Below are 26402 nucleotides of genomic sequence, written 5' to 3' on the forward strand. Positions count from 1 at the left end.
CCTCAGAAATGAATGACGCTGCGAATGCTCTTGCCTTCATGCATCAGGTCGAACGCCTTGTTGATGTCTTCCAGGCCCATGGTGTGGGTAATGAAGGTGTCCAGCGGAATCTCGCCGTTCTGCGACATCTCGACGTAGCTCGGCAGCTCGCTGCGCCCGCGCACCCCACCGAACGCTGAACCGCGCCATACCCGGCCGGTAACCAGCTGGAACGGACGGGTGGCAATTTCCTGCCCGGCGCCGGCGACGCCAATGATCACCGACTCCCCCCAACCCTTGTGGCAGCACTCCAGCGCTGCGCGCATCAGCTGGACATTGCCGATGCACTCGAAGGAGAAGTCCACGCCGCCGTCGGTAAGGTCGACAATGACTTCCTGGATCGGGCGGTCGTACTCCTTCGGGTTGATGCAATCGGTAGCACCCAGCTGGCGAGCGATCTCGAACTTGGCCGGGTTGATGTCGATGGCGATGATGCGCGAGGCCTTGGCCTTGACCGCGCCGATGATCGCCGACAGGCCGATGCCGCCCAGGCCGAAGACCGCGACGGTATCACCCGGCTTGACCTTGGCGGTGTTCAACACCGCGCCGATGCCGGTGGTAACGCCACAGCCCAGCAGGCAGACCTTCTCCAGCGGGGCTTCTTTCTGGATCTTGGCCACAGAGATTTCCGGCAGCACGGTGTACTCGGAGAAGGTCGAGGTGCCCATGTAGTGGAACAGTTGCTGGCCTTTGTACGAGAAACGCGTGGTGCCGTCTGGCATCAGGCCCTTGCCCTGGGTGGCACGAATGGCCTGGCACAGGTTGGTCTTGCCCGACAGGCAGAACTTGCACTTGCCGCATTCAGGGGTGTACAGCGGGATCACGTGGTCACCAACGGCAACCGAGGTGACGCCCTCGCCTACCGCTTCGACGATTGCGCCACCTTCATGGCCCAGAATCGACGGGAAGATGCCCTCCGGGTCGGCGCCCGACAATGTGTAGGCGTCGGTATGGCAAACGCCGCTGGCGACAACGCGCAGCAGCACTTCCCCGGCCTTGGGCATGGCCACGTCGACTTCGACGATCTCCAACGGTTTCTTGGCTTCGAAGGCTACGGCAGCGCGGGACTTGATCATCAAAGGTCTCCATACAGGTCTTGAACAATGGCCTGCAGTGTAATTCACCTTCATTTGATGAATAATCAGCGTCAGCTCAAAACATTATTGCTGTACAGGGACAATCAATGCTTAACCGTTGGGAAGGCATAGACGAATTCGTTGCGGTGGCCGAGTCTGGCCAGTTCACGGCGGCGGCCGAGCGCCTGGGGGTTTCGTCATCCCACGTGAGCCGCCAGATCGCCCGCCTTGAAGAGCGCGTCCAAACACGCCTGCTGTACCGCAGTACCCGCCGCGTGACGCTGACGGAGGCGGGGCAGACTTTTTTGCAGCATTGCCAGCGCCTGCAAGACGGCCGCGAGGAAGCGCTGCGCGCCATGGGTGACCTGGCCAGCGAGCCCAAGGGGCTGCTGCGCATGACCTGCGCGGTGGCGTATGGCGAACGGTTTATCGTGCCGCTGGTAACGCGTTTCATGGCCCTGTACCCGCAGTTGCGGGTGGACGTGGAGCTGAGCAACCACACCCTCGACCTGGTGCATCACGGCATGGACCTGGCGATAAGGCTCGGCCGCCTGGCCGATTCTCGCCTGGTGGCCACGCGCCTGGCGCCACGGCGCATGTACCTGTGTGCCTCACCTGCCTACCTTGAACGCTACGGCAGGCCACACAGCGTGTCCGAGCTCGCCCGCCACAACTGCCTGATCGGCAGCTCGGACGTGTGGGCGCTGCAGCTGGAAGGGCGCGAGCTCAGCCAACGGGTGCAAGGCAACTGGCGCTGCAACAGCGGGCAGGCAGTGCTGGATGCTGCGCTGCAGGGGATCGGGTTGTGCCAGTTGCCGGACTACTACGTGCTGGAGCACCTGAACACTGGGGCGCTGGTGTCACTGCTGGAGGCACACCAGCCGCCGAATACGGCAGTGTGGGCGCTGTATCCACAGCAACGGCACTTGTCGCCGAAGGTGCGGCGGTTGGTGGATTACCTGAAGCAAGGGTTGACGGGGTTGCCGGAGTATCGTTTCGGCTGAAGGGATGTGCTGCTTAATACTGGCCTCTTCGCGGGTGAATCGGATCGCCGCACCGCCGCTCCCACAGGTACTTCACAGATTTCAGACCCAGTGGAGACCATGTGGGAGCGGGTTCACCCGCGAAGAGGCCAGTATAGGAGAGCGACCATCAGCGCCTACCCGCCCAGCGCTGACGCAACCATTCCAGGTCTTCGGGGCGCGTGACCTTGATGTTGTCACTGCGCCCTTCAACCAGCAGCGGCGCCTGGCCGGACCATTCGATGGCCGAGGCCTCATCGGTCACTACCACATCAGACACCAGGCACTCGGCCAACGCCCGGTGCAATGCCCCAAGGCGGAACATCTGCGGCGTGTAAGCCTGCCAGATGGTGCTACGGTCCACGGTAGCGCTCACCCGGCCATTGCTGTCGGCACGCTTGAGGGTGTCGCGCGCCGGCACCGCCAGTAGCCCCCCCACCGGGTCGTCTGCCAGCTCCGACAACAACTTGTCCAGGTCGCTGCGTGCAAGGTTCGGCCGCGCCGCATCGTGCACCAGCACCCAGTCGCTGTCCGAGGCCCCCTGGGCATGCAGCAGCAACAAAGCATTCAGCACCGAGTCCGCACGCTCACGGCCGCCATCGGCGCGCCGTATGCGCGCGTCATTGGCACACGGCAGGCCAGGCCAATAGGGGTCATCTTCGGCAACACTCACCACCACCCCGCTTAACGTGGGGTGGCCCAGGAAACAGTCGAGGCTGTGCTCAAGAATAGTCTTGCCGGCCAGCTCCAGGTATTGCTTGGGGCGGTCGGCAGCCATGCGGGCACCCACGCCGGCAGCCGGGATCACGGCCCAGAAGGCCGGTAGATGCGCGTTCATTTCTGCGGCAACTGGAAGAGGGTCTCGCCCTCCTTGACCATTCCCAATTCATGACGAGCCCGTTCTTCGACGGTCTCCATGCCCTTCTTCAGTTCCAGCACTTCGGCATCGAGCACGCGGTTACGCTCAAGCAGGCGCTCGTTTTCGGCGTGCTGCTCTTCGATCTGCTGCTTGAGCTCGGCCACCTGCGCCAGGCTGCCATTGCCCACCCACAAGCGGTACTGCAGGCCACCCAGCAGCAAAAGCAGGACCAGGAACAACCAATAAGGACTGCGCATCAAGATATCCAGGTTGAAAGACCCTGTCGGTTCAGGGGCTCAGATAGCACAAAGCCTGGCCGAGGCCAGGCTTCGTAAACAGAAACCCGTTGGGCTACAGGCATTAGTACGCGTGTGCCTGCAGCGGCGGCTGCTGCCTTTTTACCATCTCTTGCTTAGGCGCGAAACTCGGCACGACCACGGTATACCGCCTTGGCACCCAGTTGCTCTTCGATGCGCAGCAGCTGGTTGTACTTCGAGACGCGGTCGGAGCGGCACAGCGAGCCAGTCTTGATCTGACCTGCAGCAGTACCCACGGCCAGGTCGGCGATGGTGGAGTCTTCGGTTTCGCCGGAGCGGTGCGAGATGACTGCGGTGTAGCCTGCAGCCTTGGCCATCTGGATGGCTTCCAGGGTCTCGGTCAGCGAGCCGATCTGGTTGAACTTGATCAGGATCGAGTTACCGATACCCTTCTCGATGCCTTCCTTGAGGATCTTGGTGTTGGTCACGAACAGGTCGTCGCCCACCAACTGCACTTTGCTGCCGATCTTGTCGGTGAGGATCTTCCAGCCCGCCCAGTCCGATTCGTCCAGGCCATCTTCGATGGAGATGATCGGGAAGCGCTCGGTCAGGCCCTTGAGGTACTCGGCAAAACCTTCGGCGTCGAACGACTTGCCTTCGCCCGACAGGTTGTACTTGCCGTCTTCGTAGAATTCGGAAGCTGCACAGTCCAGGGCCAGGGTCACATCGGTACCCAGCTTGTAGCCGGCTTTTTCGACAGCTTCAGCGATGGCACCCAGGGCATCTTCGTTGGACGCCAGGTTAGGCGCGAAACCACCTTCATCACCCACGGCAGTGTTCAGGCCACGTGCCTTGAGCACGGCCTTGAGGTGGTGGAAGATCTCGGTGCCCATGCGCAGCCCGTCGGAGAAGGTCTTGGCGCCAACCGGCTGGACCATGAACTCCTGGATGTCGACGTTGTTGTCGGCATGCTCGCCGCCGTTGATGATGTTCATCATCGGCACCGGCATGGAGTACTGGCCTGGGGTGCCGTTGAGGTTGGCAATGTGCGCGTACAGCGGCAGGTCCTGGTCCTGGGCGGCAGCCTTGGCGGCAGCCAGCGACACGGCGAGGATGGCGTTGGCGCCCAGCTTGGCCTTGTTCTCGGTGCCGTCGAGTTCGATCATGGCATGGTCCAGGGCCTTCTGGTCGGAAGGGTCCTTGCCCAGCAGCAGCTCGCGAATCGGGCCGTTGATGTTGGCGACAGCCTTCAACACGCCTTTGCCCAAGTAACGGCTCTTGTCGCCATCACGCAGCTCCAGCGCTTCGCGCGAGCCGGTGGAAGCACCGGACGGCGCACAGGCGCTGCCGATGATGCCGTTGTCGAGCAGTACATCGGCTTCCACGGTGGGGTTGCCACGCGAATCGAGAACTTCACGACCTTTGATGTCGACGATTTTTGCCATTGTTGTAAGCACTCCAGAATTGACGAAAACAACGCAGCTTAGGGAATTCTTGCCGTTCACCGGGAGGGTTTGCGATGGCAGGCCCGGCGAAGGGAGCCCCTGACCGAATGGTCAGGGGTGGGTCGGGCGCTACTTTACCCGAGAAACGCGCTTTACGCGGTTTCTACCGTCGGAAAACTTTTCACCAGGTCGTCCAGTTGCTTGAGCTGGGCCAGGAATGGCTCCAGCTTGTCCAGGCGCAGGGCGCAGGGGCCGTCGCACTTGGCGTTGTCCGGGTCCGGGTGGGCTTCGAGGAACAGGCCCGCCAGGCCCTGGCTCATGCCGGCCTTGGCCAGGTCGGTGACCTGGGCGCGGCGCCCGCCTGCAGAATCGGCGCGACCACCCGGCATTTGCAGGGCGTGGGTCACGTCGAAGAACACCGGGTACTGGAACTGCTTCATGATGCCGAAGCCGAGCATGTCCACGACCAGGTTGTTGTAGCCGAAGCTCGAACCACGCTCGCAGAGAATCAACTGATCGTTACCGGCTTCTTCGCACTTGGCCAGGATGTGTTTCATTTCCTGAGGCGCGAGGAACTGGGCCTTCTTGATGTTGATCACTGCGCCACTGCGGGCCATGGCCACCACCAGGTCGGTCTGGCGCGACAGGAAGGCGGGCAACTGGATGATGTCGCAAACCTGGGCCACCGGCTCGGCCTGGTAGGGCTCATGCACGTCGGTAATCACCGGCACATTGAAGGTGCGCTTGATCTCTTCGAAGATCTTCAGCCCTTCTTCCATGCCAGGCCCACGGTAAGAACTGACCGAGGACCGGTTGGCCTTGTCGAAGCTGGCCTTGAACACATAGGGGATACCGAGCTTGTCGGTAACCCGTACATATTCTTCGCACACTTTCATGGCCAGGTCGCGGGATTCCAGCACGTTCATGCCGCCAAACAGCACAAACGGCTTGTCGTTGGCGATCTCGATGTTACCGACGCGGATGATCTTCTGGGTCATGGATCAGGCCTTGTTCTTCTGGGCAAGGGCCGCCTTCACGAAGCCACTGAACAGCGGGTGGCCGTCACGCGGGGTGGAGGTGAATTCCGGGTGGAACTGGCAGGCGACGAACCATGGGTGATCCTTGGACTCAACCACTTCCACCAGCGCGCCGTCTTCGGAACGGCCGGATACCACCAGGCCAGCATCGACCAGTTGCGGCAGCAGGTTATTGTTCACTTCATAGCGGTGGCGGTGACGCTCGGTGATCACATCCTTGCCGTAGCAATCGTGCACGTTGGAGCCGGCTGCCAGTTGGCAGTCCTGTGCACCCAGGCGCATGGTGCCGCCCAGGTCGGACGCTTCGCTGCGGGTTTCGACCGCGCCGGTGGCATCAGCCCACTCGGTGATCAGGCCCACGACCGGGTGGCCGCTGTTGCGGTCGAACTCGGTGGAGTTGGCGTCTTTCCAGCCCATCACATTACGGGCGAACTCGATCACGGCCACCTGCATGCCCAGGCAGATGCCCAGGTACGGTACCTTGTTCTCACGGGCGTACTGCACCGCGGTGATCTTGCCTTCCACGCCGCGCAGGCCGAAACCGCCCGGCACCAGGATGGCATCGGCGCCTTCGAGCAGGCTGGTGCCCTGGTTCTCGATGTCTTCGGAGTCGATGTAGCGCAGGTTGACCTTGGTGCGGTTGGTGATGCCGGCGTGGCTCATCGCTTCGATCAGCGACTTGTACGCATCCAGCAGCTCCATGTACTTGCCGACCATGGCGATGGTGACTTCATGCTCAGGGTTCAGCTTGGCGTCCACCACCTTGTCCCACTCGGACAGGTCGGCACCGTTGCACTGCAGGCCGAAACGCTCGACGACGAAATCGTCCAGGCCCTGGGCATGCAGCACGCCTGGGATCTTGTAGATGGTGTCGACGTCTTCCAGCGAAATGACCGCACGCTCTTCAACGTTGGTGAACAGGGCGATCTTGCGGCGCGACGAGGCATCGACCGGGTGGTCGGAGCGGCAGATCAGTACATCGGGCTGCAGGCCGATGGAGCGCAGTTCCTTCACCGAGTGCTGGGTCGGTTTGGTCTTGGTCTCGCCCGCGGTGGCGATGTACGGCACCAGGGTAAGGTGCATCAGCATGGCGCGCTTGGAGCCGACTTCGACGCGCAGCTGGCGGATGGCCTCAAGGAACGGTTGCGACTCGATATCGCCCACGGTACCGCCGATTTCCACCAGGGCCACGTCGGCATCGCCGGCACCCTTGATGATGCGACGCTTGATTTCGTCGGTAATGTGCGGAATGACCTGGATGGTGGCACCCAGGTAGTCACCACGGCGCTCCTTGCGCAGCACGTGCTCGTAGATCCGGCCCGTGGTGAAGTTGTTGTTCTGGGTCATGGTCGTGCGGATGAACCGCTCGTAATGGCCCAGGTCCAGGTCGGTTTCGGCGCCGTCCTGGGTGACGAATACTTCACCGTGCTGGAACGGGCTCATGGTGCCTGGGTCGACGTTGATGTACGGATCCAGCTTGAGCATGGTGACCTTCAGGCCCCGCGCTTCCAGGATGGCCGCCAGGGAAGCCGAGGCAATGCCTTTCCCCAATGAAGAAACAACACCGCCCGTGACGAATATGTAGCGCGTCATGAAAAACCCTAGAAGTCTGCGTTAAGGCGGCCAGCGCCGCCGGAGAAAGCGAAGGAAGGCCGAAGCCTCCGATCACCTGCGTCAATCACAGTGCATCTCGAAAAACTGCCGCGTCTGTACAGACCAGGGGTATCCCCGGCATGGAGCTCGCTCGTCATTTCTCAGAATCAGCCCAGCAAAAAACTGCTTGGTAATCGGCAACCCCTGTGTTTTCGCGGAACCCACAGAAGCTGTATCAAGAAGGGAGGGTAGTCTACCCGAATGTACCCATCAGCTCAAACCTTGCGCGTTGCTCGGCAGTAGCCAGTGCAGTTGGCAATCGCCCCGCCCCAGGCCTGGCAGGTTGGCGACCGCCAGCAGTTGCTCGCCCTGGTACAGCAACGGCAGGCGCGCGCGCAGAAAGTGCGGCACTTGCAGTTCGTTGAGCAGGCGCTTGAGATCACGCCGCCCCCGCCCGGGGACGTCCAGCACTTCGCCACCTTGGCGGTAGGCAATGTGCAGGCCTGCCAGCGCGGCTGCGCCAACAAGTCGCACGCAGCCGTTACCAGGCAACGCCAGAGGCGCCCCGGCATCGGCCCAGCTCAGGCCGCCTGCAGGCTGTCGTAACCATTCACCACTGAGCCACCAGATACGCCCCTGACTGCGCACCAGCTGCCCATCGGCAAGCCGCCACACGGGCTGGGCATCGGCTGCGGCGTCGCGCAAATCTGCCCACCCGGCCCAATGACGCGTATCGGGCAGTCGGGTACGGCTGCTGAGCCAGTATTCCAAGGCGTTACGCTGCCGCGCGGGCGACAGCGCCCCCAGGCTGGCCAGCGCCAGCGAGTCCAGCCCTGGCCAGGTGCCCGGTGCCCCTTGCGCGGCCGATGCCAGGTCGGCCCGGGCCAGCTCTTCGAGCAAGCCCAAGGCTTCGCCCAGGTGCTCGGCGGCGCGGGCGAGGCTCTGGCCGGCCTGGGGCCAGCGCCGCTCAAGCACCGGTACCACTTCAGCACGCAGGTAGTTGCGAGCGTACTGGAGATCGCTGTTGGAAGGGTCTTCAACCCAGGCCAGGCCATGCGCCTTGACATAGCCTTGCAACTGCTCCCGGGGGCAGCCCAGCAGCGGCCTGACCAGCACCCCCTGCCCCAGCGCGCGCTGTTTGGCCATGGCCGCCAGCCCCCGCAGGCCTGCGCCGCGCAACAGCCGAAACAGCACAGTCTCGGCCTGGTCATCCAGGTGCTGCCCGGTGAACAGGATGTCACCCTGCCCCATGAGCGCTTCAAAGGCGGCGTAACGCGCATCGCGGGCGGCTTGTTCCAGGCTGGCGCCGCGCACGACGTCGACGTGAATAATGCGCAGTTCGACACCCAGGTGGTCGCAGGTGCGCTGGCAATGGGCAGGCCAGGCATCGGCAGCCGCCTGCAGGCCATGATGAACGTGGACGGCGCACAACGGTGGGCACGAATGCTGGCGGGCGTAAGCCGCCAGGCAGTGCAGAAGGACGGTGGAATCCAGGCCACCCGAAAAGGCGATGTACCAGTGAGGGGCGGTTACCCAGGGGGTTGGGTCGATCATCAGGGCCTCTGAAACCACTCGCGGGCGACCCCGCCCCTACAGACAATAACTGTCTGTAGAGGCGGGGTCACCCGCGATAACCGGCAACGCCGGTGCCATTACCTGACAGCCGGAATAATCAGACGCCGTAGCTCATCAAGCGGTCGTAGCGACGCGCCAGCAGCGCGTCGTGATCGAGCTTGCCCAGCATGTCCAGCTGCTGCACCAGGTCGGCACGAATGCTTTCAGACATGGCAGCCGGGTCGCGGTGGGCGCCGCCCAGCGGCTCCTCGATGACCTTGTCGACGATATTCAGGCTCTTCAGGCGCTCGGCGGTGATACCCATGGCTTCAGCCGCGTCAGCCGCTTTGTCGGCAGTCTTCCATAGAATGGAGGCGCAGCCTTCAGGCGAGATCACCGAGTAGGTGGAGTACTGCAGCATGTTCAGCTGGTCGCACACACCAATGGCCAGCGCGCCGCCGGAACCACCCTCACCGATCACGGTGGCGATGATCGGGGTTTTCAGGCGGGCCATGACGCGCAGGTTCCAGGCGATGGCTTCGCTCTGGTTGCGCTCTTCGGCGTCGATGCCCGGGTAGGCACCCGGGGTATCGATGAAGGTCAGGATCGGCATGCGGAAGCGCTCGGCCATTTCCATCAGACGGCAGGCCTTGCGGTAGCCCTCGGGGCGTGGCATGCCGAAGTTGCGGCGCACCTTCTCGCGCACTTCGCGGCCTTTCTGATGGCCGATGACCATCACCGGCTTGCCGTCCAGGCGCGCAGTACCACCAACAATGGCAGCATCGTCGGAGAAATGGCGGTCGCCGTGCAGTTCTTCGAATTCGGTGAAGATGTGTTCCAGGTAGTCCAGGGTGTAGGGACGACGTGGGTGACGGGCCAGGCGAGCGATCTGCCAGCTGGTGAGGTTGCCGAAGATGCTTTCGGTCAGGGTATTGCTCTTGTCTTGCAGACGGGCAATTTCATCGCTGATATTCAGCGAATTGTCGTTGCCTACCAGGCGCAGGCCTTCGATCTTGGCTTGCAGGTCGGCAATCGGCTGTTCGAAATCGAGAAAATTCGGGTTCATAGTCATCCGTCTTGGGTCTACGGCCAGGCGGCCGGCCGGTTGATCCGTTTGGCGCCATACCTTAAGGGATCAGGCGCATTCAGGTCGAGATTAAATTTGGTCGGTTCAACGATATTGCAGAAAGACGTTCTCACGCCCGAACTGGTCACGCAGTGTCTGAATCAACCCATCGGCCGGGTCGATTGCCCACTGCTCGCCAAACTGCAGCATGGCCTTGGCGTCACTGCCGGTGTACTCCAGGGTGATCGGGCAGGCACCCCGGTGGCGGGTGATCAGCTCGCCCAGCCATTTCAGCCGGTCGCCCTTGAGCGCCTCGTGCGCCACTTTCAGGCGCAGGCTCTCGGCCAGCTTGGTACGGGCGTCTTCCAGGGTCATGACCTGCTTCACCCGCAGGCGCAAGCCGCCCGAGAAGTCATCGTTGCTGACCTCCCCTTCCACCACCACCATGGCGTCGGTCTGCAACAGGGACTGGGCGGTGATGTAGGCATCGGCAAACAATGATGCCTCGATGCGCCCGGAACGGTCATCCAGGGTCACGAAGCCCATCTTGTCGCCCTTCTTGTTCTTCATCACCCGCAGGGCAATGATCATGCCCGCGATGGTCTGGGTATCGCGTGACGGCTTGAGGTCAATGATGCGCTGGCGCGCAAAACGACGGATCTCGGCTTCATACTCGTCGATCGGGTGGCCGGTCAGGTACAGCCCAAGGGTGTCCTTCTCGCCTTTGAGCCGCTCCTTGAGTGTGAGGGGCCGCGCCTTGCGGTGGTTGGCATAGACGTCGGCATCCACCGCATCGAACATGCCACCGAACAGGTCGATGTGACCGCTGTCTGCCGTGCGGGCAGTCTGCTCGGCGGCTTTGATCGCTTCGCCCAGTGCCCCCAGCAGGATTGCCCGGTTGATGTCGATGTGGGCGTGGTAGGCCTTGATCTCGTCGTGGAAGTGCGGGCCAAGCCGGTCGAGGGCGCCACTGCGCACCAGGGCATCGAGGGTGCGCTTGTTGACGCGCTTGAGGTCGATGCGCTCGCAGAAATCGAACAGGTCCTTGAATGGGCCACCTTCGGCACGTGCCTCGACGATCGCCTCTACCGGCCCTTCGCCAACCCCCTTGATCGCACCCAGGCCATAAACGATGCGCCCATCATTGTTGACGGTGAACTTGAAGTCGGAGAAGTTCACGTCCGGGGCGTCCAGGCGCAGCTTCATGCTGCGCACTTCCTCCACCAGCACCACCACCTTGTCGGTGTTGTGCATGTCCGCAGACAACACGGCGGCCATGAACGCAGCCGGGTGGTGGGTTTTCAGCCAGGCAGTCTGGTAAGACACCAGCCCGTAAGCGGCGGAGTGCGACTTGTTGAAGCCATAGCCGGCGAATTTCTCCACCAGGTCGAAGATGTTACCCGCAAGATCGCCATCGATACCGTTGTTGGCACAACCCTCGATGAAACCGCCGCGCTGCTTGGCCATTTCCTCGGGTTTTTTCTTGCCCATCGCCCGGCGCAGCATGTCAGCACCGCCCAGGGTATAGCCAGCCATCACCTGGGCGATCTGCATCACCTGCTCTTGATACAGGATGATGCCGTAGGTGGGCGCCAGCACCGGCTGCAGGCCGTCGTACTGGTAGTCAGGGTGCGGGTAGGCCAGTTCGGCACGGCCGTGCTTGCGGTTGATGAAGTCATCCACCATGCCCGATTGCAGCGGGCCCGGGCGGAACAGCGCCACCAGTGCGATGAGGTCTTCCAGGCAGTCGGGCTTGAGCTTCTTGATCAGCTCCTTCATGCCCCGGGATTCAAGCTGGAACACCGCCGTGGTTTCGGCTTTTTGCAGCAACTCGTAGGTTTTGCGGTCATCCAGCGGGATGAAGTCGATGTTCAGATCCGGCAGGTTTTTCTTGGCCTGCTCGCGGTTGATGATCTCCATCGCCCACTTGATGATGGTCAGCGTACGCAGGCCCAGGAAGTCGAACTTCACCAGGCCGGCGGCCTCGACGTCGTCCTTGTCGAACTGGGTTACCAGGCCGCCGCCCTCTTCATCACAGGCGATGGGCGAGAAGTCGGTGAGCTTGGTCGGCGCGATCACCACGCCCCCGGCGTGCTTGCCGGTACCGCGGGTGACGCCTTCGAGCTTCAGCGCCATGTCCCAGATTTCGCGGGCGTCTTCGTCCCCCTTGAGGAAATCGCGCAGGATCTCTTCCTGCTCGTAGGCCTTTTCCAGGGTCATGCCCACTTCGAACGGGATCATCTTCGACAGGCGGTCGGCCAAGCCGTAAGACTTACCCTGCACCCGCGCCACATCCCGCACCACGGCCTTGGCCGCCATGGTGCCGAAGGTGATGATCTGGCTGACCGCGTTGCGGCCATAGGCTTCGGCCACGTAGTCGATCACCCGGTCGCGGCCGTCCATGCAGAAGTCGACGTCGAAGTCGGGCATGGAGATACGTTCAGGGTTGAGGAAGCGCTCGAACAGCAGGTCGTAGGCCAGCGGGTCCAGGTCGGTGATCTTCAGTACGTAGGCCACCAGCGAACCCGCACCCGAACCCCGGCCGGGGCCCACGGGCACGCCGTTGTTCTTGGCCCACTTGATGAAGTCCATCACGATCAGGAAGTAACCGGGGAAGCCCATCTGGATGATGATATCCAGCTCGAACTTCAGGCGGTCCAGGTAGACCTGGCGCTTTTCTTCGTAATCCGGCGTGGTGTCCTTCGGCCACAACACTGCCAGGCGCTCTTCAAGGCCCTCGTGGGACACATGGCGAAGGTAGTCGTCGATGCCCATGCCGTTGGGCGTCGGGAAGTCCGGCAGGAAATACTTGCCCAGTTGCACCTGGATATTGCAGCGCTTGGCGATTTCCACGGTGTTGGCGATGGCGTCCGGCAGGTCGCTGAACAGCGCCGCCATTTCGTCGGCCGACTTCAGGTACTGCTGGTCGCTGTACAGCCGAGGGCGACGCGGGTCGTCCAGGGTCCAGCCTTCACCGATACACACCCGGGTTTCGTGGGCATCGAAGTCGGACTGCTTGATGAACCTCACATCGTTGGTGGCAACCAGCGGTGCGCCCAGCCGGTCGGCAAGGGCCACGGCAGCATGCACATAGTCTTCGTCGCGAGGCCGGTTGGTACGCTGCAGCTCAACGTAGAACCGGTCGGGGAACATGCCCATCCAGTCCTGCAGCAGGGCCTGGGCCTCATCGAGCCGACCGGCCAGCAGCGCCATGCCGATGTCACCCTCACGGCCGGCAGACAGGGCAATCAGCCCTTCGCTGGCGGGGGCGATCCATTCACGTTGCAGAATCACCAGGCCATTGCGCTGCCCGTCGGTCCAGCCACGGGAGATCAGCTCGGTGAGGTTGCGGTAACCCTGGGGGTTCATGGCCAGGAAACAGATACGCGACAGCGGCGCTTCAGGGTCTGCACCGGCCAGCCACAGGTCGGCCCCGCAGATAGGCTTGATGCCTGCGCCCATGGCGGTTTTGTAGAACTTGACCAGCGAGCACATGTTGCTCTGGTCGGTAATGGCCACTGCCGGCATGTTCATCCCGGCCAGTGCCTTGGCCAGCGGTTTGATCCGCACCAGGCCGTCTACCAGCGAGAATTCGGAGTGGACGCGCAGGTGAACGAAGGGAACCGACATGGAAGATCCTGTAGCAGTGCTGAACGACAAGGGCGCAATTGTAGCGTAGTTGCGAAGGGATGTTGGGCCGCGCGGCTGGCCCCTGATCAGATCAGCGAATCGACCACGCCGTCACGCGCTTCCCAGGCCGCACGCACGGGGGCAAACGAGCGACGATGAATGGGCGTAGGCCCCAGGCGCGCGAGCGCTTCGAGGTGCACAGGCGTCGGGTAGCCCTTGTGCCCACCCATGCCGTAGCCTGGGTAAATGAGCTCGAAGGCTGCCATCTCCCGGTCGCGGCTCACCTTGGCCAGGATTGAGGCAGCGGCAATGGCCGGCACCTTGGCATCCCCCTGCACAACGGGTGCGCAGGGTACGGCCAGGCGTGGGCAGCGGTTGCCGTCGATCAGGGCCATGTTGGGGGTGATGTGCAAGCCCTCGACCGCACGCTGCATGGCCAGCAGGGTGGCGTGCAGAATGTTCAGGCGGTCGATTTCCTCGACTTCAGCGCGGGCAATGCAAAAGCTCAGGGCTTTTTCGCAGATTTCGTCGAACAGCGCCTCACGGCGGGCTTCAGTCAGCTTTTTCGAGTCGTTAAGGCCCAGGATCGGGCGCAATGGGTCAAGGATCACTGCCGCCGTGACCACTGCACCGCACAACGGGCCACGACCCACTTCATCGACACCGGCAACCAGGTCTTCGACCAGGTTGAAGTCCAGCCCTATCTGCATCTCAACGCCTCTCCAGCAAAGCCAGCACCGCGTCGGCGGCCTGGTTGGAGGCGTCGCGACGCAGGGTGCGGTGAATTTCGTCGAAGCGCTCGGTCTGCAGGCTGCCATCGCGCACCAGTGGCGCCAGTGTGGCGGCCAGCGCTTCGCTGGTGGCTGCGTCCTGCAGCAACTCAGGCACCAGCTCACGCTGGGCCAGCAGGTTGGGCAACGACACGTAGGGGCTTTTCACCAGGCGCTTGAGTATCCAGTAGGTCAGCGGCGCAAGGCGATAAGCCACCACCATAGGGCGCTTGAACAGCAATGCCTCCAGGGTGGCGGTGCCCGAAGCGATCAACACCGCGTCACAGGCCGCCAGGGCCTGGTGCGACTGGCCGTCAAGCAGCGTCAATGCAAGCTGGCGGCCGCTCAGCATCTGCTCGACCTGGGCGCGGCGGCTAGCATTGGCGCAGGGCAGCACAAAGCGTACCCCCGGCACCCGTTCGCTCAGGCGCTGGGCTGCATCCAGGAACAACGCCCCCAAGCGACCCACTTCCCCGCCACGGCTGCCTGGCATCAGCGCAACCACCGGCCCGTCACCCAAGCCGAGGGCGGCACGGGCAGCAGCGCGGTCGCACTCCAAAGGAATGGTGTCGGCCAGCGGGTGGCCGACGAACCGCACCGGTACGCCCTGCTCTTCATAGAAGCGCGCCTCGAAGGGCAGCAGCGTCAGCATCAGGTCGCAGCCCTGGCGAATCTTCAGTACACGCTTCTGACGCCAGGCCCACACGGACGGGCTCACATAGTGCACGGTCTTGATACCGGCCTGGCGCAGCTTGAGTTCGATCGTCAGGTTGAAATCAGGGGCGTCGATGCCGATGAACGCATCCGGCTTCTGCTCGATCAGGGTCTGGATCAGCAGCTTGCGGCGCTTGAGCAGCTCGCGCAGACGGCCCAGCACTTCCACCAGCCCCATCACCGCAAGGCGCTCCATGGGGAAGTAGGGCTGCAGGCCCTCGGCTTCCATGAGCGGGCCACCGACACCGATGAAGCGCACATCGGGGTGACGCGCCTTGAGTGCGCGCATCAAGCCCGAGCCAAGAATGTCGCCGCTGGCCTCACCCGCGACCAAGGCTATGCAAAGCTGGGCCATATCAGCGGGTGATGCCGCGGGCAGAGCTCACGATCGACTGACGGAACAGTTCGACCTCAGGGTACTGCGCCGCCGGCGCCTGCAACTCGCGCAGGGCATCTTCGACAGTCAGGCCCTGGCGGTACACGATCTTGTAGCAGCGGCGCAGCACGTGGATCACCTCGTCACTGAAACCGCGGCGGCGCATGCCCTCGAAGTTCATGCTGCGGGCTTCAGCCGGGCTGCCGAACACCGTGACGAATGCCGGCACATCTTTGCCAATGGCGGTGCCCATGCCGGAAAACGCGTGAGCCCCGATGTGGCAATACTGATGCACCAGTGTGAAACCGGACAGGATCGCCCAGTCGCCCACGTGCACATGGCCTGCCAGCGCCGTGTTGTTGACCAGAATGCAGTGGCTGCCGATGACGCTGTCATGGCCGATGTGGGCATAGGCCATGATCAGGTTGTGGTCGCCCACGGTGGTTTCGGCGCGGTCCTGCACGGTGCCGCGGTGAATGGTCACACCCTCGCGGATCACGTTGTGATCGCCAATCACCAGGCGGGTCGGCTCGCCTTTGTATTTCAGGTCCGGGGTGTCTTCGCCAATCGACGAAAACTGAAAGATACGGTTGTGCTTGCCGATGCGGGTCGGGCCTTTGAGCACAACGTGCGGGCCGATGACCGTGCCCTCCCCGATTTCGACATCGGGGCCAACGATCGACCAGGGGCCGACCTCGACGCCATCGGCCAGCCTGGCCGATGGATCGATAATGGCCCGAGGATCAATCAAATTCATAGGGAGCGTTCCGCGCAGGTGATCTCTGCCGAGCATACAGGCTTGCCGTCCACCAGGGCACGGCATTCAAACTTCCAGATCATGCTCTTGCGGCTGAGGAACTTCGCCTCCAGCACCAGCTGGTCACCCGGCAGCACCGGCTGGCGGAAGCGCAGCTTGTCGGAGCCGACGAAGTAATACAGCGTGCCGTCGGCCGGCTTGGCATCCAGCATCTTGAAACCCAGGATACCGGCCGCCTGGGCCATGGCTTCGATGATCAGAACGCCCGGCATGATGGGGTGCGCCGGAAAATGGCCATTGAAGAACGGCTCGTTGATGCTGACATTCTTGTAGGCACGAATGCTCTGGGCCTCGTAGTCCAGATCCGTCACGCGGTCCACCAGCAGGAACGGGTAACGGTGAGGCAGGTATTCGCGAATCTCGTTGATGTCCATCATTTCGGGGGGGAAGCCTGTAATAAGAATAGGGAGCGCAGGTGCTGACCACACGCTCCTTTTGCAATCCAAAGAGGAGCCAGCTAGCGACTGTTCACTCTTGCTCAGAAAATGGTATCAGCCTTCTGATGTCGGCTGGCCACCTGAGGTCACGGTATCGACGCGTTTTTCCAGCTGCTGGAGGCGCTTGGCCATGTCGTCCAGGTGGCGGATGCGCGCGGCGCTCTTGCGCCAGTCAGCCAGTGGCTGCATGGCAGTGCCGGATGAATAGGCGCCCGGCTCGGTGATGGAGCGGGTGACCATGGTCATGCCAGACACAAAAACGTTATCACAGACATCGATATGGCCAACCATGCCAACGCCCCCGGCAATGGTGCAGTGCTTGCCGATGCGCGTACTGCCGGAAATACCCACACAGGCAGCCATGGCCGTGTGCTCACCAACGTGCACGTTGTGGGCAATCTGGATCTGGTTGTCCAGCTTGACCCCATCGGCAATCACGGTATCGGACAGCGCGCCACGGTCGACCGCCGTATTAACGCCGATTTCAACGTCATCGCCGATGGTCACGCCGCCAATCTGGGCGATCTTGCGCCATACGCCTTTTTCGTTGGCAAAGCCGAAGCCTTCACCGCCGATCACCGCACCCGACTGGATAACCACCCGCTTGCCGATGGTGACGTCGTGGTACAACGTGACCCGCGGGGCCAGCCAACCGCCCTCGCCGATGACGCAACGAGCACCGACCACGCAATGGGCACCAATGGTGACGTTGGCGCCGATGCACGCCCCGCTTTCAACGACTGCAAAAGGCCCGATACAGGCACTGGCATCCACCTGAGCATCCCCGGCCACCACGGCGCTGGGATGAACACCCGCCACAGCCTTGGGTTTTGGGTCGAACAGGTGGGAAACGCGTGCGTACGCCAGGTACGGGTCCGCCACGATCAGCGCGTGGCCGGCAAAGCCTTCTGCATCCGCCGCCTTGAGCAGCACGGCAGCCGCCTGGCAGTTGTCCAGGTACTTGCGGTACTGCGGGTTGGCGAGAAAGCTCAGCTGGCCGGGGCCGGCTTCCTGCAAGGTGGCCAGGCCGGTGATGTTCAGGTCACCGGGGCCCTTCAGGGTGGCCCCGAGGGCCTCGGCCAACTGGCCAAGCGTCATGGTCAGGGTCATATCAACGGGCTTGGTTCATGCGCTCGATAACCTGGCGGGTGATGTCGTACTGAGGTTTGACATCGATGACCGCGCCGCGCTCGAGCACCAGGTCAAAGCCACCTTTCTTGATGACCTCTTCCACCGCGCCGTCCAGCTTGGGCTTGAGTTGCTTGAGCATGTCACGGTCGGCCACGGCCTTGGCTTCGTTGAGCTCCTTGGACTGGAACTGGAAGTCACGGGCTTTCTGCTTGAATTCAAGCTCCAGGCGCTCACGCTCAGGCTGCTGCATCTTGTCGCCGCCCTTGATCAGGCGATCCTGGATGCCCTTGGCGCTGCTTTCCAGGCTCTTGAGCTTGGTCAGCTGCGGGCCGAATTTTTTCTCGGCATCCACGGCGTACTTCTTGGCGGCGTCCGATTCCAGCAGGGCCATCTGATAGTTCAGAACGGCAACCTTCATTTCGGCGAAAGCCGGGGTGGCGACCAGCGCCGCGGCCACTACGGCCATTTGGGTCAACTTGCGCACGATGAACTCCTGGATAAACCGTTGTCGTTAAGCAAGGGCCGACCTTAGAAGGTCTGGCCCAGAGAGAATTGGAACACCTGGGTGTCGGCATCGTCCGGCTTCTTGATCGGCATCGCCAGGCTGAAGCTCAGCGGGCCCAGGGCGGTGATCCACGTCACACCCACACCGACCGAACTGGCCATGTCGGAGAAGCCGACCTTGGCGCAATCGGGCTTCTTGCCGCAATTGGTGTCGAACACGTTACCCACATCCCAGAACACCGAGGTCCGCAGGGAACGCTGATCCTTGATGAACGGCATCGGGAACAGCAGTTCTACTCCGCCCTGCACCAGGACGTTGCCGCCGAAGGGTAGCGGGTCTTGGTCTGGATCCGTCAGCGTACCGTTCTTTTCATTGGCCTGGCTTGGGGTACTACGTGGCCCCAGGCTGCTGTCCTTGAAGCCGCGGACAGAGTTGAAACCACCCGCGTAGTAGTTCTCGTAGAACGGCAAGCCAGAGGTACCGCCGAAGCCGTCACCGTAGCCCAGCTCAGTGTGCAGACGCAGGGTGTAGTTCTGGCTGAGGGGCTTGAACAGCTGGCCACGGTAGTCCAGTTTGTAGAACGACAGGTCGCTGCCTGGAATGGTCGACTCCAGAGTCAGGCTCTGGGAGTGGCCACGGGTCGCCAGCACACCTTTGTTGAGCGTGGATTCAGACCAGCCGATCGACGCTTTGAAGTTGGTGAAGCTTTTGCCTTCTTTGTTGATGAAATCAAAGATCTCATCAACCGTGTACTTACCGGTTTTCAGCTTGTCCTGCTGCACGCTCAAACCATAGGTCAGGCGCGACGTTTCGCTGATCGGGTAACCCAGGCTGACGCCTGCACCCAGGCTGTCCACCGCATAGCTCGCCACGTCGACGTCGAGGTCATCGTAGTTGGTGCTGCGGTAGAAGGCGTTGTAACCCAGGCTCACGCCGTCGGCAGTGAAGTAGGGGTCCACGAAGCCGAAGTTGTAGCGGGTCTGGTATTCGGAACGGGTCAGGCCAACGGAGACCTTGTTACCGGTACCCAGGAAGTTGGTCTGACTGATCGAACCACCCAGGATCAGGCCCGCACTCTGGGCGAAACCGACGCTGGCAGTGATCGAACCGGACGCCTGCTCTTCGACGCTGTAGTTCACGTCCACTTGGTCATCGGTACCCGGCACAGGCGGGGTCTCGACGTTCACATCCTTGAAGAAGCCCAGGCGCTCAAGGCGGGTCTTGGACTGGTCGATCAGGTAGGTCGAAGCCCAGCCGCCTTCCATCTGGCGCATCTCGCGGCGCAGCACTTCGTCTTCGGTCTTGGTGTTGCCACGGTAGTTGATGCGGTTGACGTAGGCGCGTTTGCCCGGGTCTACCACGAACATGATGTCGACCGTGTGGTCCTGGTCGTTCGGCTGCGGTACGCCGTTGACGTTGGCGAAGGTGTAGCCTTCGTTACCCAGGCGGCGGGTGATCAGCTCGGACGTGCTGGTCATGACCTTGCGCGAGAACACCTGGCCCGGCTGCACCAGCAGCAGCGACTTGACCTGGTCTTCCGGCACCTTCAGGTCACCGGACAGCTTCACGTCACGAACGGTGTACTTCTCACCTTCGTTGATGTTGACGGTGATGTAGACGTGCTTCTTGTCTGGCGTGATGGACACCTGGGTAGAGGCGATGTCCATGTTGATGTAGCCGCGGTCCAGGTAGTAGGAACGCAGACGCTCCAGGTCACCGGACAGTTTTTCGCGGGCATACTTGTCGTCGTTCTTGAAGAACGACAGCCAGTTGGTGGTTTTCAGTTCGAACAGCTGCTGCAGGGTTTCGTCATCGAACACGTTGTTGCCAACGACGTTGATGTGCTGAATGGCAGCGACGGTGCCTTCGTTGATCTTGATCTTCAGCGCCACACGGTTGCGCGGCTGCGGCACCACTTCGGCGTCGACCTCGGCCGAGTAGCGGCCCTGGGCCACGTATTGGCGCTGCAGCTCGTTACGCACACCTTCAAGGGTGGCGCGCTGGAAGATTTCACCTTCGGCCAGGCCCGACTGTTTCAGGCCTTTCATCAGGTCGTCGGTGCTGATCGCCTTGTTGCCTTCGATCTCGATGCTCGACACCGACGGGCGCTCGACCACGTTGATGATCAGAACATTGCCATCACGGTTCAGCTCGATGTCCTGGAAGAACCCGGTCTTGAACAGCGAGCGGGTAGATTCCACCAGACGACGGTCATCGGCCTGGTCGCCCACGTTGAGCGGCAAGGCGCCAAAGACGCTGCCGGCGGAAACCCGCTGCAGGCCGTTGACTCGAATATCGGAGATGGTGAAGGACTCGGCGTGAACTTCAGCGATCATCAGTGCGGAGAGGACCGCAGTTAGCAGCAGACGTTTCATGAAGTCCTTTTATTCCAACTGGCAATAAACAACCTGCCGTCATGAACGACAGGTTTCGCAATTGAGCGAAGCTTTTATAGTCGACCCAGATCGTTGATCAGGGCGAGCAGCATCACCCCCAAGACCAAACTGATACCGATCTGGACCCCCCAACCTTGTACCCGGTCCGACAGCGGGCGACCGCGCGCCCATTCGACCAGGTAGAACAGCAAATGCCCCCCATCCAGTACCGGGATGGGCAGCAGGTTAAGAACCCCCAGGCTTATGCTCAGGTAGGCCAGGAAATTCAGGAAATCCCCTACGCCGGACTGGGCTGAAGCGCCCGCCACTTTAGCAATGGTTATCGGTCCACTCAAGTTTTTTACCGAGAGCTCACCGAACAGCATTTTCTTCAGGGACTGCAGCGTCAGCACGCTCATGTTCCAGGTGCGCGACAAGCCCTCGCCAACCGCCTCCAGCGGGCCGTAGCGCACCTCACGCAGCATCGATGCCGGCCACTCGCCACCCTTCACCCCGGCCCCCAGGTACCCCGCAGCCGCACTGCCCTCGCCCTTGCGGCCCAAGGTGACCGGCAGGTCTAGCACGGCGCCGTCGCGCTGCACGCGCACCACCACCTTGGCGTCGGGGCGGGCACGCACGCTGTCGACCACTTGCTGCCATTCAGCCACCGGCTTGCCATCGATGCTCAGCAAGGTGTCACCAGTTTTCAGGCCTGCAGCCCCTGCCGGGCCCTTGCTGTCGATTTCGGCCAATACCGGCACGATGGCCGGCCGCCAGGGGTGTAGGCCCAACGACTGGATCGGGTCGGGCTCATCAGCGCCTTTCAGCCAGCTGTCCAGTTTCACCTGACGTTGCTGTTCTGCGCTGGCGCCCTCGTCCCGCACACCCACTTGCAACGTGCCACTTTCACCCAGCCGGCGCACCAGCTGCAGGTTGACCGCCGACCAGCCGTTGGTCGGTTTGCCGTCGATAGAAACGATTTCCTGCCCGGCAACCAGCCCGGCAGAGGCCGCCAGGCTGCCCGCGTCTACGGCCCCGATCACCGGGCGTATCTGCTGGCTACCCAGCATGGCCAGAATCCAGAAGAACAGGATTGCCAACAGGAAGTTGGCAATCGGGCCGGCAGCCACGATCGCAATGCGCTGCCCTACCGGTTTGCGGTTGAACGATTGCCCTGCCAGCGAGGGCGGCACATCACCCTCGCGCTCATCGAGCATTTTCACGTAGCCGCCCAGCGGGATGGCCGCCACCACGAACTCGGTGCCATGGCGGTCATGCCAGCGCACCAGCGGCATACCGAAGCCGACCGAAAAGCGCAGCACTTTTACACCGCAGCGCCGCGCCACCCAGAAGTGGCCGAATTCGTGGAAGGTGACCAGTACACCCAGGGCAACGAGGGTGCCGATAATCATGTAGAGCGCTGTCATGTCCATCTCCGAATGATGTGCAGCGGGCCGGCCTACACCGGCCCCTCGTTACCTGGGCAAACTGGTATCAGCGCCCGTGACGCCTCAGCCATTCGCGGGCCAGCTCGCGGGCGCGCTGGTCGGCGGCAAACACCGCAGCCAGTGACGGCAGTGGCACGACCGGCTCCTGGTCCAGGACCTGTTCGATCATACTCGCGATATCCGGGAAGCGGATACGGCGGGCCAGAAATGCCTCGACCGCCACTTCGTTGGCCGCATTGAGCACAGCCGGGGCGCTGTGGCCCGCTTCTGCAGCCTGACGCGCCAGGCGCAGGCAGGGGAAACGCAGCTCGTCCGGCGCCTGGAAGTCCAGGCGGGCGATGCTGAACAGATCCAGCGGGGCAACCCCTGACGCTATCCGCTCCGGCCAGGCCAGGGCATTGGCGATGGGCGTACGCATGTCCGGGTTACCCAGCTGCGCCAGCACCGAACCGTCGACGTAGTCGACCAGCGAGTGGATGACACTCTGCGGGTGCACCACCACTTCGACGTCGGCCGGCGCGGCATCGAACAACCAGCACGCCTCGATCAGCTCCAGGCCCTTGTTCATCATGCTGGCCGAGTCTACGGAAATCTTGCGCCCCATGGACCAGTTCGGGTGTGCACAGGCCTGCTCGGGGGTTACCTCGAGCAGCGCCTCGGCGGGCGTCTCACGGAACGGCCCACCCGATGCGGTCAGCAGGATGCGGCGAACACCCACAGCGCCGAGGCCCCGTGCGTAATCGGCCGGCATGCACTGGAAGATCGCGTTGTGCTCGCTGTCGATGGGCAGCAGTACCGCGCCGGAGCGCCGGACTGCGTCCATGAACAGGGCGCCCGACATCACCAGCGCTTCTTTGTTGGCCAGCAACACCTTCTTGCCCGCCTCTACCGCCGCCAGGGTGGGGCGCAGCCCAGCGGCGCCAACGATAGCCGCCATCACGGCGTCAACCTCCGAAGCCGAGGCCACCTGGCATAGACCTGCCTCGCCCTCGAGCACTTCAGTGGCACACCCGGCAGCCGCCAGGCCGGTGCGCAACCGAGCAGCGGCCTCAGCCTCCGGCACCACCGCAAACACCGGGCGATGGCGCACGCACAGCTCAAGCAGCTCGTCGATGCGTGAGTACCCGGTGAGCGCGAACACCTGGTAGCGGTCCGGGTGCCGCGCGATCACATCCAGCGTACTCAGGCCGATAGAGCCGGTAGCACCGAGCACGGTGATCCGCTGCACAGCACTCACATCACACCCCATTCAGCAGCCCACAGCAGCACGGCGAACAGCGGAATGGCAGCAGTCAGGCTGTCGATACGGTCCAGCACACCACCGTGGCCCGGCAGCAGGTTGCTGCTGTCCTTGATGCCCGAGCGGCGCTTGAACATGCTCTCGGTCAGGTCACCCACCACCGATGCCATCACCACCAGCGCAGCACCGACCAGGCCCAGCAGCACCTGGCCCACGCCCCACTCACGGCTGATGCCAACGGCCAGCGTGATGACCAGGCTCACCGCCAGGCCACCATAAACGCCCTCCCAGCTTTTGCCCGGGCTAACGTGCGGGGCCAGCTTGCGCTTGCCAAATGCTCGGCCAGAGAAATACGCACCGATATCCGCCGCCCACACCAGCACCATCACCGACAGGATCAGCCAGTTGCCCAGCGGCCAGTGCTTGAGCAGCACCAGGCCCTGCCAGGCTGGCAGCAGCACCAGCAGGCCGATCAGCAACCGGCAGGCGGCACTGGCCCACAGCTCACTGGTGCGCGGGTAGGTCAGTACCAGCCAGGTAGCCAGCCCCCACCAGATCACCGCCGCACCGAGCACCCAGGGGGCCAGCTCCGGCAACACGTAGAGCAGCATCAGCGCCCCGGCAACCACCAGGGCATAGGCGATACGCAGGGGCTGGGCCATCAGCCCGGCCAGGCGCGCCCACTCCCACGCACCGAGCGTTACCACCAGGCCGATGAACAGGGCGAAGTCGCCCCCTTCGAGCAGGAAGAACCCACCCAGCGCTATCGGCAACAGGATCAGCGCGGTAATGATGCGTTGTTTAAGCATTAAGCACGAGCTCCAGCCTCGACCTGCTCGCTGGTCTTACCAAAGCGGCGCTGGCGCGAAGCGAAATCGGCCAATGCCTTACGCATGGCCTCGTGTTTGAAGTCCGGCCAGAAAAGGTCGGAGAAATACAGCTCGGCGTAGGCCAGCTGCCAAAGCAGGAAATTGCTGATGCGGTGCTCGCCACCCGTGCGGATGCACAAGTCGGGCAACGGCAGATCGCCCGTGGACAGGCACGTTTGCAGCAGGCCCGGGGTGATGTCGTCAGGGCGCAGATGCCCGGCCTGCACCTCCCGCGCAAGCCGCTGGGCCGCCTGGGCGATATCCCATTGCCCGCCATAGTTGGCCGCGATCTGCAGGATAAAACGGTTGTTACCGGCAGTCAGTGCCTCGGCCTCGCGCATGGCGGCCTGCAGCTCAGGGTGGAACCGCGAGCGGTCGCCAATGATGCGCAGGCTGATGTTGTTCTCGTTCAGCCGCCGGGCCTCCCGGCGCAACGCCGAGAAGAACAGCTCCATGAGGGCACCGACCTCCTCGGCCGGCCGCTGCCAGTTTTCGCTGGAGAAGGCGAACAGCGTGAGCACCTCGACACCCGCCTCGGCGCACACTTCGATGACCGCACGAACGGCGTCCACTCCGGCCTTGTGGCCGGCAACCCCCGGCAACAGGCGGCGTTTCGCCCAGCGGTTGTTGCCGTCCATGATGATCGCGACGTGACGCGGCACCGAAGACGGTACCGCTGGCTTGGTCTTTTCCATCAAAAAAAACCTGGCCTCAGACGGCCATCAGGTCCTTTTCCTTGGCCTTGAACGCAGCATCAACTTCAGCAACGAACTTGTCGGTCAGCTTCTGGATTTCATCGGCCGCGCGACGCTCTTCGTCCTCGCTGATTTCCTTGTCCTTGGTCAGCTTTTTCAGGTCTGCCAGGGCATCGCGGCGCACGTTACGCACAGCTACCTTGGCATCCTCGGCCACGCCGCTGGCCTGCTTGGTATAGCCTTTGCGGGTTTCTTCGGTCAGGGCAGGCATCGGCACACGGATGGTGGTGCCAGCGCTCGACGGGTTCAGGCCCAGGTCCGAGGTAAGGATAGCCTTCTCGATAGCCGCGCTCAGGTTCTTGTCATGAGCGACGATCTTCAAGGTGCGGGCGTCTTCGACGCTGATTGCAGCAACCTGGTTCAGCGGCATCTCGCTACCCCAGGCAGGCACCTTGACGCTGTCCAGGATGCTTGGGTGGGCGCGACCGGTGCGGATGGCCGCCAGGTTGCGAGCCAGGGCCTCCAGGGACTTGCCCATGCGGTCCTGAGCGTCTTTCTTGATGTCGTTGATCATGCTTGGCCTTCCTCGATCAAAGTGCCTTCAGCGCCGCCCACCACGATATTCAGCAGGGCGCCAGGCTTGTTCATGTTGAATACCCGCAATGGCATCTTGTGGTCACGGCACAGGCAGATTGCGGTCAGGTCCATCACACCCAGCTTGCGATCCAGAACCTCGTCATAGGTCAGGCGATCGAACTTCTCGGCATGCGGGTCCTTGAATGGGTCAGCAGTGTACACACCATCGACCTTGGTCGCCTTCAGCACCACGTCGGCATCGATTTCGATGGCGCGCAGACAGGCTGCGGAGTCGGTGGTGAAGAACGGGTTGCCGGTACCGGCGGAGAAAATTACCACATCCCCGGAGTTGAGGTGACGGATAGCTTTGCGGCGGTCGTAGTGGTCGGTGACACCCACCATGGAAATGGCCGACATGACCAGCGCCGGGATATTCGAACGCTCCAGGGCATCGCGCATCGCCAGGGCGTTCATCACCGTGGCCAGCATGCCCATGTGGTCGCCGGTTACGCGATCCATGCCGGCAGCGCTCAGTGCGGCGCCGCGGAACAGGTTGCCACCGCCGATGACCAGGCCCACCTGAACACCAATCCCAACCAGCTGGCCTACTTCAAGGGCCATGCGATCGAGCACCTTCGGGTCGATCCCGAAGTCTTCCGAGCCCATCAGGGCCTCGCCGCTAAGTTTGAGCAAAATGCGTTTATAGCGAGGTTGGCGACCACTCACCTGCTGAGCCATTGCGAGTCTCTCCTGCGGCGTACTGTAGAAAATTCGTGCGGGCTGTTTGCAGCCTGCTAACTGTAGCGTGGCACCGGGTAGGTGCCAGCGGCGGCAGGGTTCGATGAACCCCTCGCCGTTTTGACAAAGAGGC

The 26402-nt window shown here is 62.6% G+C and carries 23 protein-coding genes; 1 reads left to right on the forward strand and 22 read right to left on the reverse strand.

The window, feature by feature from the left end; all coding sequences use genetic code 11:
* Positions 1 to 2 precede the first annotated feature (2 nt).
* The gene (locus APH25_RS09655; protein WP_060481752.1) at positions 3 to 1115 is read right to left on the reverse strand and encodes an S-(hydroxymethyl)glutathione dehydrogenase/class III alcohol dehydrogenase; all 1113 of its coding nucleotides are present in this window, start codon (positions 1113 to 1115) and stop codon (positions 3 to 5) included.
* Between the two features lie 107 nt (positions 1116 to 1222).
* Here APH25_RS09655 and APH25_RS09660 point away from each other — a divergent pair, with 107 nt between their 5' ends.
* Positions 1223 to 2119, forward strand: a complete 897-nt coding sequence (locus APH25_RS09660) for a LysR substrate-binding domain-containing protein (protein ID WP_060481753.1) — start codon at positions 1223 to 1225, stop codon at positions 2117 to 2119.
* 148 nt (positions 2120 to 2267) lie between these two features.
* Here the strand turns inward: APH25_RS09660 and ispD are convergent, their stop codons facing one another.
* The 21 genes from ispD to pyrH all read right to left on the reverse strand — a co-directional run bounded on the left by ispD (position 2268) and on the right by pyrH (position 26269).
* Positions 2268 to 2975, reverse strand: coding sequence for a 2-C-methyl-D-erythritol 4-phosphate cytidylyltransferase (gene ispD, locus APH25_RS09665; RefSeq protein ID WP_060481754.1), 708 nt, complete (start codon positions 2973 to 2975; stop codon positions 2268 to 2270).
* A complete protein-coding gene (ftsB, locus tag APH25_RS09670) occupies positions 2972 to 3253 on the reverse strand; it encodes a cell division protein FtsB (protein ID WP_028635000.1) in 282 nt (93 codons plus the stop codon). Before ftsB ends, ispD begins: the two co-directional genes overlap by 4 nt.
* Before the next feature lie 155 nt (positions 3254 to 3408).
* Complete coding sequence (eno, locus tag APH25_RS09675) at positions 3409 to 4698, reverse strand: phosphopyruvate hydratase (RefSeq protein ID WP_028634999.1); 1290 nt, start codon at positions 4696 to 4698, stop codon at positions 3409 to 3411.
* A 152-nt stretch (positions 4699 to 4850) separates the two neighbouring features.
* Entirely contained in the window at positions 4851 to 5696 is an 846-nt protein-coding gene (gene kdsA / locus APH25_RS09680; RefSeq protein WP_028634998.1) for a 3-deoxy-8-phosphooctulonate synthase, read from the reverse strand.
* A 3-nt stretch (positions 5697 to 5699) separates the two neighbouring features.
* Positions 5700 to 7328 carry a CTP synthase gene (locus APH25_RS09685; protein WP_028634997.1) on the reverse strand — a complete coding sequence of 543 codons (1629 nt, stop codon included), beginning with the start codon at positions 7326 to 7328 and terminating at the stop codon, positions 5700 to 5702.
* A gap of 270 nt (positions 7329 to 7598) precedes the next feature.
* Complete coding sequence (tilS, locus tag APH25_RS09690) at positions 7599 to 8882, reverse strand: tRNA lysidine(34) synthetase TilS (protein WP_060481755.1); 1284 nt, start codon at positions 8880 to 8882, stop codon at positions 7599 to 7601.
* A gap of 118 nt (positions 8883 to 9000) precedes the next feature.
* Positions 9001 to 9948, reverse strand: coding sequence for an acetyl-CoA carboxylase carboxyltransferase subunit alpha (locus tag APH25_RS09695; protein WP_060481756.1), 948 nt, complete (start codon positions 9946 to 9948; stop codon positions 9001 to 9003).
* A 105-nt stretch (positions 9949 to 10053) separates the two neighbouring features.
* On the reverse strand, positions 10054 to 13578 hold the full coding sequence (dnaE, locus tag APH25_RS09700) for a DNA polymerase III subunit alpha (RefSeq protein WP_060481757.1): 3525 nt from the start codon (positions 13576 to 13578) through the stop codon (positions 10054 to 10056).
* A gap of 86 nt (positions 13579 to 13664) precedes the next feature.
* Entirely contained in the window at positions 13665 to 14288 is a 624-nt protein-coding gene (rnhB, locus tag APH25_RS09705; protein WP_028634993.1) for a ribonuclease HII, read from the reverse strand.
* Position 14289: 1 nt separating this feature from the next.
* Entirely contained in the window at positions 14290 to 15417 is a 1128-nt protein-coding gene (gene lpxB / locus APH25_RS09710) for a lipid-A-disaccharide synthase (protein ID WP_060481758.1), read from the reverse strand.
* A gap of 1 nt (position 15418) precedes the next feature.
* Complete coding sequence (gene lpxA / locus APH25_RS09715) at positions 15419 to 16195, reverse strand: acyl-ACP--UDP-N-acetylglucosamine O-acyltransferase (protein WP_028634991.1); 777 nt, start codon at positions 16193 to 16195, stop codon at positions 15419 to 15421.
* The gene (gene fabZ, locus APH25_RS09720) at positions 16192 to 16632 is read right to left on the reverse strand and encodes a 3-hydroxyacyl-ACP dehydratase FabZ (protein ID WP_028634990.1); all 441 of its coding nucleotides are present in this window, start codon (positions 16630 to 16632) and stop codon (positions 16192 to 16194) included. Before fabZ ends, lpxA begins: the two co-directional genes overlap by 4 nt.
* 114 nt (positions 16633 to 16746) lie before the next feature.
* Positions 16747 to 17802 (reverse strand): UDP-3-O-(3-hydroxymyristoyl)glucosamine N-acyltransferase, encoded by a 1056-nt coding sequence (gene lpxD / locus APH25_RS09725; protein ID WP_060481759.1) that lies wholly within the window; start codon positions 17800 to 17802, stop codon positions 16747 to 16749.
* 1 nt (position 17803) lies between these two features.
* Complete coding sequence (locus APH25_RS09730; RefSeq protein ID WP_028634988.1) at positions 17804 to 18307, reverse strand: OmpH family outer membrane protein; 504 nt, start codon at positions 18305 to 18307, stop codon at positions 17804 to 17806.
* A gap of 44 nt (positions 18308 to 18351) precedes the next feature.
* The gene (gene bamA / locus APH25_RS09735; RefSeq protein ID WP_028634987.1) at positions 18352 to 20703 is read right to left on the reverse strand and encodes an outer membrane protein assembly factor BamA; all 2352 of its coding nucleotides are present in this window, start codon (positions 20701 to 20703) and stop codon (positions 18352 to 18354) included.
* 74 nt (positions 20704 to 20777) lie between these two features.
* The gene (rseP, locus tag APH25_RS09740) at positions 20778 to 22130 is read right to left on the reverse strand and encodes an RIP metalloprotease RseP (RefSeq protein WP_028634986.1); all 1353 of its coding nucleotides are present in this window, start codon (positions 22128 to 22130) and stop codon (positions 20778 to 20780) included.
* A gap of 67 nt (positions 22131 to 22197) precedes the next feature.
* Positions 22198 to 23388, reverse strand: a complete 1191-nt coding sequence (gene ispC / locus APH25_RS09745) for a 1-deoxy-D-xylulose-5-phosphate reductoisomerase (protein WP_060481760.1) — start codon at positions 23386 to 23388, stop codon at positions 22198 to 22200.
* Positions 23385 to 24200, reverse strand: coding sequence for a phosphatidate cytidylyltransferase (locus APH25_RS09750; protein ID WP_060481761.1), 816 nt, complete (start codon positions 24198 to 24200; stop codon positions 23385 to 23387). Before APH25_RS09750 ends, ispC begins: the two co-directional genes overlap by 4 nt.
* Complete coding sequence (gene uppS, locus APH25_RS09755; RefSeq protein WP_028634983.1) at positions 24200 to 24955, reverse strand: polyprenyl diphosphate synthase; 756 nt, start codon at positions 24953 to 24955, stop codon at positions 24200 to 24202. The genes APH25_RS09750 and uppS overlap by 1 nt, the downstream gene beginning before the upstream one ends.
* Before the next feature lie 16 nt (positions 24956 to 24971).
* The gene (frr, locus tag APH25_RS09760; RefSeq protein WP_028634982.1) at positions 24972 to 25529 is read right to left on the reverse strand and encodes a ribosome recycling factor; all 558 of its coding nucleotides are present in this window, start codon (positions 25527 to 25529) and stop codon (positions 24972 to 24974) included.
* Positions 25526 to 26269, reverse strand: coding sequence for a UMP kinase (gene pyrH, locus APH25_RS09765; RefSeq protein ID WP_028634981.1), 744 nt, complete (start codon positions 26267 to 26269; stop codon positions 25526 to 25528). Before pyrH ends, frr begins: the two co-directional genes overlap by 4 nt.
* Between the last annotated feature and the right edge of the window lie 133 nt (positions 26270 to 26402).

The sequence above is a fragment of the Pseudomonas sp. NBRC 111119 genome, from assembly GCF_001320125.1.
Classification (GTDB): domain Bacteria; phylum Pseudomonadota; class Gammaproteobacteria; order Pseudomonadales; family Pseudomonadaceae; genus Aquipseudomonas; species Aquipseudomonas parafulva.